This is a genomic window from Helicobacter sp., assembly GCF_022511165.1.
In the GTDB taxonomy this organism is placed as follows: Bacteria; Campylobacterota; Campylobacteria; order Campylobacterales; family Helicobacteraceae; genus Helicobacter_C.
Map to the genome: position 1 here is coordinate 1 of NZ_JAFLSB010000054.1, position 9,584 is coordinate 9,584.

General features: G+C 38.5%; 14 protein-coding genes, 1 tRNA gene and 1 pseudogene. 2 read left to right on the top strand and 14 right to left on the bottom strand.

Annotated elements, in window-relative coordinates; genetic code table 11:
- Positions 1–519: pseudogene (locus J1E28_RS07050) on the bottom strand (metallophosphoesterase); the annotation flags it as partial.
- Between J1E28_RS07050 and J1E28_RS07055 the strand changes: the two are divergent.
- Positions 514–684, top strand: a complete 171-nt coding sequence (locus J1E28_RS07055; RefSeq protein WP_291028195.1) for a hypothetical protein — start codon at positions 514–516, stop codon at positions 682–684. The pseudogene J1E28_RS07050 and the gene J1E28_RS07055 overlap by 6 nt on opposite strands.
- A gap of 5 nt (positions 685–689) precedes the next feature.
- On the opposite strand, the gene rplT is transcribed toward J1E28_RS07055, so the two are convergent.
- From rplT to secG, 6 genes are all read right to left on the bottom strand, one after another.
- A complete protein-coding gene (gene rplT / locus J1E28_RS07060; RefSeq protein WP_291028197.1) occupies positions 690–1,043 on the bottom strand; it encodes a 50S ribosomal protein L20 in 354 nt (117 codons plus the stop codon).
- A gap of 87 nt (positions 1,044–1,130) precedes the next feature.
- A complete protein-coding gene (rpmI, locus tag J1E28_RS07065) occupies positions 1,131–1,325 on the bottom strand; it encodes a 50S ribosomal protein L35 (protein ID WP_291028199.1) in 195 nt (64 codons plus the stop codon).
- Positions 1,326–1,346: 21 nt separating this feature from the next.
- Complete coding sequence (gene infC / locus J1E28_RS07070; protein ID WP_291028201.1) at positions 1,347–1,871, bottom strand: translation initiation factor IF-3; 525 nt, start codon at positions 1,869–1,871, stop codon at positions 1,347–1,349.
- Complete coding sequence (thrS, locus tag J1E28_RS07075; RefSeq protein ID WP_291028203.1) at positions 1,868–3,679, bottom strand: threonine--tRNA ligase; 1,812 nt, start codon at positions 3,677–3,679, stop codon at positions 1,868–1,870. Before thrS ends, infC begins: the two co-directional genes overlap by 4 nt.
- A 1-nt stretch (position 3,680) precedes the next feature.
- Positions 3,681–4,238: a ribosome recycling factor gene (gene frr / locus J1E28_RS07080; RefSeq protein WP_291028205.1), complete on the bottom strand. Its 558-nt coding sequence runs from the start codon at positions 4,236–4,238 to the stop codon at positions 3,681–3,683.
- A 9-nt stretch (positions 4,239–4,247) separates the two neighbouring features.
- Positions 4,248–4,622, bottom strand: coding sequence for a preprotein translocase subunit SecG (gene secG, locus J1E28_RS07085; protein WP_291028207.1), 375 nt, complete (start codon positions 4,620–4,622; stop codon positions 4,248–4,250).
- Between the two features lie 308 nt (positions 4,623–4,930).
- Between secG and J1E28_RS07090 the strand changes: the two genes are divergently transcribed.
- On the top strand, positions 4,931–5,104 hold the full coding sequence (locus tag J1E28_RS07090; RefSeq protein WP_291028209.1) for a hypothetical protein: 174 nt from the start codon (positions 4,931–4,933) through the stop codon (positions 5,102–5,104).
- Positions 5,105–5,123: 19 nt separating this feature from the next.
- Here the strand turns inward: J1E28_RS07090 and J1E28_RS07095 are convergent, their stop codons facing one another.
- From J1E28_RS07095 to tolB, 7 genes are all read right to left on the bottom strand, one after another.
- Positions 5,124–5,915 (bottom strand): UDP-N-acetylmuramate dehydrogenase, encoded by a 792-nt coding sequence (locus J1E28_RS07095; protein WP_291028211.1) that lies wholly within the window; start codon positions 5,913–5,915, stop codon positions 5,124–5,126.
- 4 nt (positions 5,916–5,919) lie between these two features.
- Positions 5,920–6,186 carry a flagellar biosynthesis protein FliQ gene (fliQ, locus tag J1E28_RS07100; protein WP_291028213.1) on the bottom strand — a complete coding sequence of 89 codons (267 nt, stop codon included), beginning with the start codon at positions 6,184–6,186 and terminating at the stop codon, positions 5,920–5,922.
- A gap of 29 nt (positions 6,187–6,215) precedes the next feature.
- Positions 6,216–6,314, bottom strand: a tRNA-Sec gene (locus tag J1E28_RS07105).
- Between the two features lie 49 nt (positions 6,315–6,363).
- On the bottom strand, positions 6,364–6,909 hold the full coding sequence (locus J1E28_RS07110; RefSeq protein WP_291028215.1) for a peptidylprolyl isomerase: 546 nt from the start codon (positions 6,907–6,909) through the stop codon (positions 6,364–6,366).
- A 9-nt stretch (positions 6,910–6,918) separates the two neighbouring features.
- Positions 6,919–7,764 (bottom strand): tetratricopeptide repeat protein, encoded by an 846-nt coding sequence (locus J1E28_RS07115; RefSeq protein WP_291028217.1) that lies wholly within the window; start codon positions 7,762–7,764, stop codon positions 6,919–6,921.
- Between the two features lie 19 nt (positions 7,765–7,783).
- A complete protein-coding gene (locus J1E28_RS07120; protein ID WP_291028220.1) occupies positions 7,784–8,245 on the bottom strand; it encodes an OmpA family protein in 462 nt (153 codons plus the stop codon).
- Positions 8,246–8,310: 65 nt separating this feature from the next.
- Positions 8,311–9,567 carry a Tol-Pal system protein TolB gene (tolB, locus tag J1E28_RS07125; protein WP_291028222.1) on the bottom strand — a complete coding sequence of 419 codons (1,257 nt, stop codon included), beginning with the start codon at positions 9,565–9,567 and terminating at the stop codon, positions 8,311–8,313.
- Between the last annotated feature and the right edge of the window lie 17 nt (positions 9,568–9,584).

Here is a 9,584-nt window from a genome sequence, read left to right on the forward strand (position 1 = left end):
TCTCATAAGCCCACCGATATGCACATCGCTTAATACTGCGATATGAAGAGGCGCATTTAAGCCTTTTATTTCAAGTGTGTGTTCAATAATACGAGGAGTTTTGATACCATTATAAGTGCCAAAACCAAGCATAAGAAGGCTTAGAATGCACAGAGTAAGCCTTATCTTATGTCGCCAAAATGCGCGTTTGCTCTTTGTGTGTAAAGTCATAATGATGAGTGAGGCGCATTGGTATAAAAAAGTCGCCATAGCACACACAAAAGCAATGCCTAGACAAAATGAAAGTAGGAAATAGAGAGCTAAAGGCACATTTGGAGCATTACGCACAAAAAGATAAGTGATGCAGGCTAAGGCATTTACGCAAATAAGGACTTTCCACGCAAGCCGCACAAACACTTTAGCAGAGAGAGATTTAAAGAGTGCTTTATAGATATAAATGTGGAGCACGATAAACACGAGTGAGCCCATAAAAGGAAAAATCGCACTTTGCATTTGGGCAAATTGGGGAATATCTTGCATTTTATTCCTTTGCATTCATATTGGGCAATACATTTTATAGAATCTATGCCAAAAGCTCTCAATACAGATTCTATAAAATGTATGCGGATTCAATATGATAGTGGCTTTGACCAAGGTGCGCCCCACTTGTGTGTTGGTGCAGTTGTATGGACGCGCCTTGTGTAAAGCGATTATTTTATTTTATCTTTCACGTTTGCAACAATAGCATTAAATGCGTTGATGTCATTCATCGCCATATCGGCAAGAATCTTCCTATCAAGATTGATATTTGCACATTTGAGGGCATACATAAAGCGAGAATAGCTTAAGCCATTCATTTTACACGCTGCATTGATGCGCGTAATCCATAATTGCCTAAAATTGCGTTTTTTTTGCTTTCTATCGCGGAAAGCATAGCACAAACTGCGTTCAAGCTGCTCTTTAGCTTTTCTAAAATGCTTATGTCTGCCACTATAAAAGCCTCGTGCAAGTTTTAGAATCTTTTTATGTCTTTTTCTTCGGACAACGCCTGTTTTTACTCTCATTATTTCTCCTTTACCTTAATTGAGGTGTAAGCTAACGCTTCTCTTTCCCATAGTAATTTTTACATCTATGGGGAGCAAGATTCTTTTTTAAGCCATACAAAGTAGGCTTTTTACAGAATCAACATTTGTGCTGTGAACATATTTTGGCGCATTGAGATTTGCTTTGCGCTGTGGCGATTTTTTTGTCAAGATATGGCTTTTAAACGCACTACCGCGCTTAATAACATTTTTCTTGAGTTTAAATCGCTTTGCTGCGCCGCGATTTGTTTTCATCTTTGGCATTATCTCTCTCCTTTCATAAGATTAGTGCTTGTCTTTTTTCTTTGGCACATAGAGGATGTTGAGGTATTTTCCCTCTAATTTTGGCTCTTTTTCTGCTGTGGCTATATCCTCAAGCATTAAGGCGACCTTGCGTAATGTCTCCATTCCCGCCTCTGGGATACTCAATTCACGTTGCTTCAAAAAGACTTTAAACTTTACGTGTTTGCCAGATTCTAAAAACTCTATGGCGTGTTTGACTTTGTAATTAATATCATTTTGTGCAATTTGAGTAGAGAGCTTAATCTCTTTAATTTCAATTTGCTTTTGCTTTTTGCGTGCTTCCTTTTGTTTTTTTTCAGCCTGATAGCGGAATTTACCATAATCCATAATCTTGCATACAGGTGGTTTAGCAGTAGGTGAGATAAGCACCAAATCAAGCCCAGCTTTTTGGGCAAGATTCAAAGCTTCTGCTGAAGAAATGATGCCATACACCTCGCCATTATCACCTACGCAACGCACTTCTTTGAAATTTATCTCTTCATTGAGTAATACTTCTTCTTTGCTCAAAAGCGAACCTCTCCTATTTTGGTTTGTAATGTAGCAATCAATGTTTCTTCAGAAAGCTCATATTGTGATTTCTCTCTCCTATCGCGGATTGCAAGAATCTTGCTCTCTACTTCTTTTGCGCCAATAACGACAATCAAAGGCACGCGTTGCTTTTCAGCAAGTCTTATTTTTTTATTAAGACTTTCATTTTTATCTAATACTTCAGCATACGCGCCAATATGCAAAATTTTAGCGCGCAAAGCCTTTGCATATTCAAGCTGTGCATCGCCAATAGGAATAAGGATTACTTGGGTAGGGGCAATAAAAAGCGGAAATTCTCCGCTAAAATGTTCTGTCAAGATAGCAACGAAGCGCTCAAATGAGCCAAGCAAGGCGCGATGAATCATCACAGGCTGCACTTGCTCATTATGCTCATCAGTATAGCTTAGCGCAAATCGTTCAGGCAGATTCATATCGATTTGAATCGTGCCGCATTGCCATTTTCTACCAATCGCATCAGTGATTTTAATATCAATCTTTGGTCCATAAAATGCCCCACCACCCTCATCTATACGATAAGCGATGTGATTTTGCTCTAGGGCATTTTTAAGCGCACTTGTTGCACTCTCCCATACTTTATCCTCGCCTATGGATTTTTCTGGGCGAGTGGAGAGTTCCATTTCATAGCTAAAGCCAAATGCGTTCATAATACTTTTGCAAAAAGCGATAATATCATTGACTTCAGCACAAATTTGATTCATTGTGCAAAAAATATGTGCATCATCTTGTGTAAATTCCCTCACGCGCAATAAACCGTGCAATACACCGCTTTTTTCGTGGCGATGCACGATGCCATATTCATAAAAGCGCAGAGGCAAATCACGATAGCTCCTTAAAGCACTTTGATATACCTTAATATGCCCTATGCAGTTCATTGGCTTAATGCCATATTCAACTTCATCAATGGTTGTAAAATACATATTTTCGCCATAATTGGCATAATGTCCGCTTGTTTTCCATACCGCGCTTTTTAGAATCTCAGGTCCTCTTACAGGCTCATAACCACGCTCTATAAGGGCACGAGTGAGGAGATTCTCAAGATTCTTGCGTAATCTTGCCCCCTTAGGTAGCCAAATAGGCAAACCTGCGCCAATTTCCTCATCAAAAGTAAAAAGCCCCATTTCTTGCGCGAGTTTGCGATGATCGCGCTTTTTTGCTTCCTCAAGCTGATGAAGATAGTTTTTAAGTGATGCTTTATCCGCAAAGGCAATGCCATAAATGCGTGTGAGCATTTGTGCTTTTTCATCACCTCCCAAATACGCTCCTGCAATCTTTGTGAGCTTAAAATGCTCTAAAAGTCCGGTATGTGGGAGATGAGGTCCTCTGCATAAATCCTCAAAATCGCCTTGTTGATAAATGCTAAGTTCATTATTAGGGATACGACTCATCACAGCAACCTTAAGCTCATCTCCTTTGAATCTTTCCTCCACTTGCGCACGTGGAAGAGTTATTTTAGTAATAGGATAGGCTTTTTGGGCGATTTTTCGCATTGTGGATTCTATGAGGGGTAAATCCTCCTCGCCAATTTTGGCATTCACTTTAAAGTCATAATAAAAACCCTCATCAACTACGGGTCCTACAAAAAATTGCGCTTCGGGATAGAGGGCTTTGATTGCTTGAGCCATAAGATGTGCGCAGGAGTGGCGGATAATTTCTAAAGATTCATAGGAGTTATCAAAATATATCTCACTCCCCGTAATGCCTAGCTCTTTTGCAGTGCAGAGATCATAAATGTCTTGATTAACTTTAATACCTATGACTTCGCTCATTTTATACCTTCATTATTTCTTCTTCTTTGTGTTTAACCATTTCATCGCATTTTTTTACAAACTCATCGGTATATTTTTGAATCTCATCAAGTGCTTTTTTATTTTCATCTTCAGTAATGCTTTTATCTTTTTCAAGCTTTTTGATGTGATTATTAGCATCTTGTCTAATATTGCGAATAGCAATTTTTGCTTTTTCACCCATAGCCCTTGCATTTTTGGCAATTTCTATGCGCTGCTCTTTGCTCATAGGTGGGAAGAAAAGCTTGATACACTCGCTATCGCTATTTGGATTGACACCAATATTTGCTTCCTGCAACGCTTTTTCAATATCTTTAAGTAGAGGTTTCTCCCAAGGCGTGATGATGATTGTTGTCGCATCTTGGGCAATTACCGAGCCTACTTGATTAAGCGGGGTGGGAGTGCCATAATAATCAATGCGGATATTATCAAGGATATTCACACTTACCTTGCCACTGCGGAGTGTGCCAAAATCTCTACGAAGAGATTCTATTGTTTTATCCATATGGGTTTTGGCATCTTTATAAATATCATTAAGCATCATTTTCCTTTATTGTTCTTTTTTAGAATCTTCTATGGGGGCTAATAGCGGTGCAGATGGGGCTGCATTCTCATCAACAATAAATGCGCTTGCATCAGGCTGTGTAGGAGAAGGAGCAGATAAAACATCGCTTGGGAGGCTATCAAGCACACTTTTTTGACTTTGTTTGTTGTAAGTGTAGCCTAGAGCAATAGTGTTAAGCACAAAGAGCAATCCCAAAAACATTGTAAATTTTGCTAAAAATCCAGCAGGACCCTTTGCTCCAAATACAGATTCATTGCTACCACTATATGCGCCAAGCCCGATACTTGAGCTTTTTTGCAATAAAACAATAATAGTGATAAACACTGCTAGGACAATTTGAATAATAAAAAAAACATTCATTGATTGCTCCAATATCGCAAAATAAGTTTAAAACAAGCGCCCGATTATAGCAAAAAATCCTTATAACAAGCTTGTAATTGGTTTCTTTTGTAAGGATAGAATAAGTTAAAGGAGCTTGATAGAGGAGAGACAAGAATGAAAAAGTTAGTTTATTGGAGTTTTGCTATCTTTTCTTTTTCACAATGCTAGAAGCAAATCCATTTAGGGGTTTAACATATGAAGATTTCTCTAATGAGCAACAATGGGCTATAAAATTATTTGATTTAAAAGTAAGCACTTTATCTTGGGCTGGGAATTATGAAGGATATGTGCAAGATTGCACAAAAGCATATCAAGAATTGATAAAAAATTTTGATGTAAAAAAAGATTTTGATATTAATGCTAATGCGCAAATAGTCTGCAAGCGATACTTTGCAGGATTTGAGCAGCATAAATTTAATGCTGATGTGTTAAAAATTTTATCAAATGAGGATAAAGATTAAGAAGTTTTATTGAGTGTATTTATTGTAGAATCTGCACTTCGCATTCAAGCTCTATGCCACTTTCTTCAAATACGCGTTTTTTGGCAAAGTCAATAAGCTTAAGGGCATCATCAAAACGCGCTTTACCCTTATTAATAAGAAAATTGGCGTGTTTTTCACTCAAGGCAGCATCTCCTATCCCATAGCCCTTTAATCCCACAGATTCTAAAAGTCTCCCTGCAAAATCATCTTTGGGGTTTTTAAAGCAGCTTCCGCAACTTGGTTCTTTGGGGTGGGATTTGCGTAGAGCATTACACTGCTGTGTAAGCGCGTGATTAAAACCTATGCGTTTATAGAATCTTGCTGCTAGAATCACGCCCTCTATACCACTATTGCGATATGCCATAGGAAAAGTGTGGGTATCCTGCCACTCACCATTAACATTAATAGACATAAGGGCTTTGGCAATCTCGTAAGTTTTCATTCCTGCATTCATTTTAATAAGCCCACCTAGGCTACCGGGCAGAGCTTGGAGGAACTCTACACCTGTAAGGTTATGTGTTTTAAAATAGCGAAAAATGGCACTTGAAAGAGTAGCTGCACCAATTTCTATATAGTCTTGTTTGTCTTCAATGTAAGAGAATGGCTCATCAAGGAGTGCAAGATGATGCGCATTGGGCGAGATAAGGAGATTATTTGCCCTACCGATAAGCTGCATATGGTGCGAGAGGGCATAGAGTGCATCTTCTTGGTTTTGTATGAGGGATACTTCAAGGGGAGTGCCGATTTTTAAGCTTGAATATTTTGCAAAATCAATAAGCTTTGTTTGCATAGATTTAGAAATTAATATTAGAAATCATCGTAAAAAGCATACGCGCATAATCTGTAATCATATTAATCATCCAAGGCATAGTAAAAATAATAACAGCAACAACAGCGAGAATCTTAGGCACAAAGGTTAAGGTCATTTCATTGATTTGTGTGGTAGCTTGAAAAATACTCACAAGTAAGCCCACAATAAGTCCTGCTAAAAGCATAGGGAGTGAAAGAATAAGCGTGAGCTTATAGGTTTGAATTGCAAGTGCCATAAGTTGTGCTTCCATAAACAATCCTTTGAGAACAGAATCTAATGTGGCAGGAAGGCGAGAGAATCGAACTCCCCAAAGACTAGACACCTAGCCTTTCAATGGGTTTGAAGCCCAAGATATCCACCAGAGATATTTGCCTTCCATACTGCCATATAGAATCTAAGATAAAGCTTAGATTCTATATGATTTCTTTTAATGACCGCAGCCACAGCCTCCACCGCTATGTCCGCCACCACCACAGCAGCCTCCGCCACCATCGCTTCCGCAGCCACCGCCTCCACTTACACCACCTTGAAGAATCTCCATTTCTGTGGCTTCACGCACATCAAGGATTTTTACATCAAATTGCAAGGTTTTACCTGCAAGAGGGTGATTGTAATCAATCATTACCATTTTATCATTAAAGTCTTTCACGCTCACTTGTATAGTTTGTCCATCTTCGCCTTGTCCAAAGAGAGTCATTCCTGCTTTGAGTTCGATGCCTTCAAATTGCTCTCTTGGCACTTCTTGCACAAAATCGCTTTGATATATGCCATAAGCATCTTCGGGGGCAATGGTTGCTTTGATATTATCGCCCGCACTTGCACCCATAAGTGCATTTTCAAGCCCATTTATGACTTGTCCAGAGCCTACAAGAAATTCGAGTGGCGCGCCACCTTTATTGGAATCAAGCAAAGCATTATCTGCTTGGTTGAATACTTCATATTCGATACTGACAATTTTATTTTGAGTGATCATTTCTTTTCCTTATTTTTGAGTTTTAAGCTTTTTTGCCGTTTGGGCTTCTTTGCTTGAAGGGTAATTACTTATCAAAGAATCCAAAAACTTATTATAGTTTTTTGTATCTTTGATAGCGTTGAAAGATTGAGCGGTATGAAGCAAAAGTGTAGGAATATATGAAGCCTTATCATTTGCTAATACGCTCTCTTTGTAATGCTTAATCGCATCATTGTAGGTTTTGTTTGTAAAGGCAATTTCGCCAAGATAAAAGGAGCTTTGAGCTTTTTTATAGTTTGTCTCAACAAGCCATTCAAAACGTTCTTTGGCAGATTCATATTCTTTTTTGTCAAAAAGCTCTTGGGCTTGTGCAAAAATCTCTGCCCTCTTTGCTTTATCTTTTGTAAAGATTTTTGAAGTTCCTTTTGTATCTACATCGCCAGATTCAGTGGTATTTTGGTTTGACTTTGGGCTTTGATTTTGGGTAGAGGTGCCATTAAGTGCTTTAAGTTCGCCAAGGATTGTTTGATTAAGTGTTGTGAGAGTGGTATTGATTTCTTTGAGTTGGGCTTTAAGAGTAGCGATTTCTTGTGTATTTGTATCTATTTGTGTTTTTAATTCCTCAATATTTTTTGTATATTGCGTAGATTGAGCGATTTGTCCTTGAAGTTTGGTGCTTTGGGATTCATAGAGGCTAGAGATACCCTCTTGAGCTTGTCCTATGCTATCAACTTTTTGTTGAAGCTTAGTAACAAGGCTTTGGAGGGTTTTGATGTCATCTTTAGTAGCACCACTCTGCTTTTCAAAAGCAGAAGGCTCACCGTTTAGATTGAGGGTTAAGAAAAGAGGAGCGAGAAAAACATAACGTCTTATCAAATCTTAACACCTTTTTAAACTATTTTGAAAGTTTAAACTCAACCCGTCTATTTTCTTGATTGCATTCGGGAGTATCAATTGTGCAAGTAGGTTTGCTTTCGCCATAGCTTACGGTTTTAATTTGAGAAGCATTTACGCCACGAGTAGTCAAAGCATTTTTTACTGCATTTGCTCTTTTCGTGCCAAGTGCATAGTTATACGCATCTGAACCATAAGAGTCAGTATGCCCTTCAAGCACCACTTTTGCACCTGTATTTTTAAGAGCAGTGGCACTTGCTTCGATACGAGTTTCCATATCAGAGCGAATATTGTATTTGTCAAAATCAAACAAAATCTTTGCATAGCCTGCAGCAGCACCTTCCAAATCTACAAAATTATCACCACCCGCAGATTTTCCACTTCCACTGTCAGCAGCCTCTGGCTCTGAACAACCAACCGAGATAAGCGCGATTAAAGCACTTATTGCAAGATACTTTTTCATTGTAACTCCTTGAAAATTAGAATAGCCAAAATTCTAAGTTAAGAAAGTAAATGTATCTAAAATTTTCACCAGTCAAAAGCTTGAATCTTCATTTTGGTGAGTGGAAAAAAATAATTTGTATTATAATCCACGCGGATAATGCCTAGCGCACTTTGAGCCTTGTAATGTTTAAGATACATAATGCTTCCACCATCACTTGAGTATTTGGGCATTTGATTCTTGCCATTTGCTGTAAGTCGGCGGATATAGCTTGAACCCGGAGCGAGTGAGATAAGATAGAGATTGAAAGTATTGCCTCCAAACTCATTATTGGTTTCTCTGCTTGTATAAACCGCATATTGACCATTTGAAGTAACTGCACTATTGTTGCGCCCGTGCAAAACTACTTGTTCTGTCCCGCCACCATCAATGCGCATCATAAAGATATTAGGATACCCAAGTCTATCGGAGACAAAAATAATTTCTTTTTCATCATTCACAAATTTACCATCAACATCAATGCCTGAATAATTAGTGAGGCGGCGCAAACTCTTACTTTTTACATTAAAAAGATACAAATCGGAGAGTTCAGTAGGCGAGAGGCTAAGAATGAGATTTTCTCCATTTTTGCTTACATCAGATACCATAGCCACGCCCTCGCTTCCTACAAGCTGCTCAATATGCCCTGTGGTGAGGTTATGTTTTACGATTGTAGGTACTTCGAGGTATTTTGTATAATAGATGCTCTCCTGTTTAGAATCCGCCCATTTAGGGAAAATATTAAGCCCCCCTTTTACAACAACTTTTTGATAAGTCAATGTGTAGTCTGCGATAAGAATCTCACTATTGCCTGAAGTTGTGTATTGGGAGAGGACGACTAGGCGCTGCATCCATTGAATGCTTGGTGCGCGGATATAGCTATTTATATCAATTGCCATATTATGCGCGATAAAAGGGAATCTTTTTATATCATTTTCTGTATAGTCTTTTGTGTATATGTGCTTGGAGGTATTAATATCATAGAGGGAAATTGTGCCAACAAGGGTATTTGAGGATTTGCTGACTTTAATTTGTGCGAGCAAATCGATTTTTTTATCTGCATATTCTTTATAGGCGATGCTTGCGGGTTTTTTTACGCCACCATCGCTTGCTTGAAAATGCCCACTTACCTTTAAGTCTGCCACAAGCATTTTGAGGACTTTTGTGCCAAAATCAGCATTATCGCTATCTAGTCGCTCCACCACAATAGAGGGAATCTTGTTTGTATTTTTCATAATCTCCAAAGTTGCATCGATTGCAAGAAGCTTTATACTAAGTAGCAAAATTAAAGCAAAAATTCTCATAGGACTCCTTTTGCATA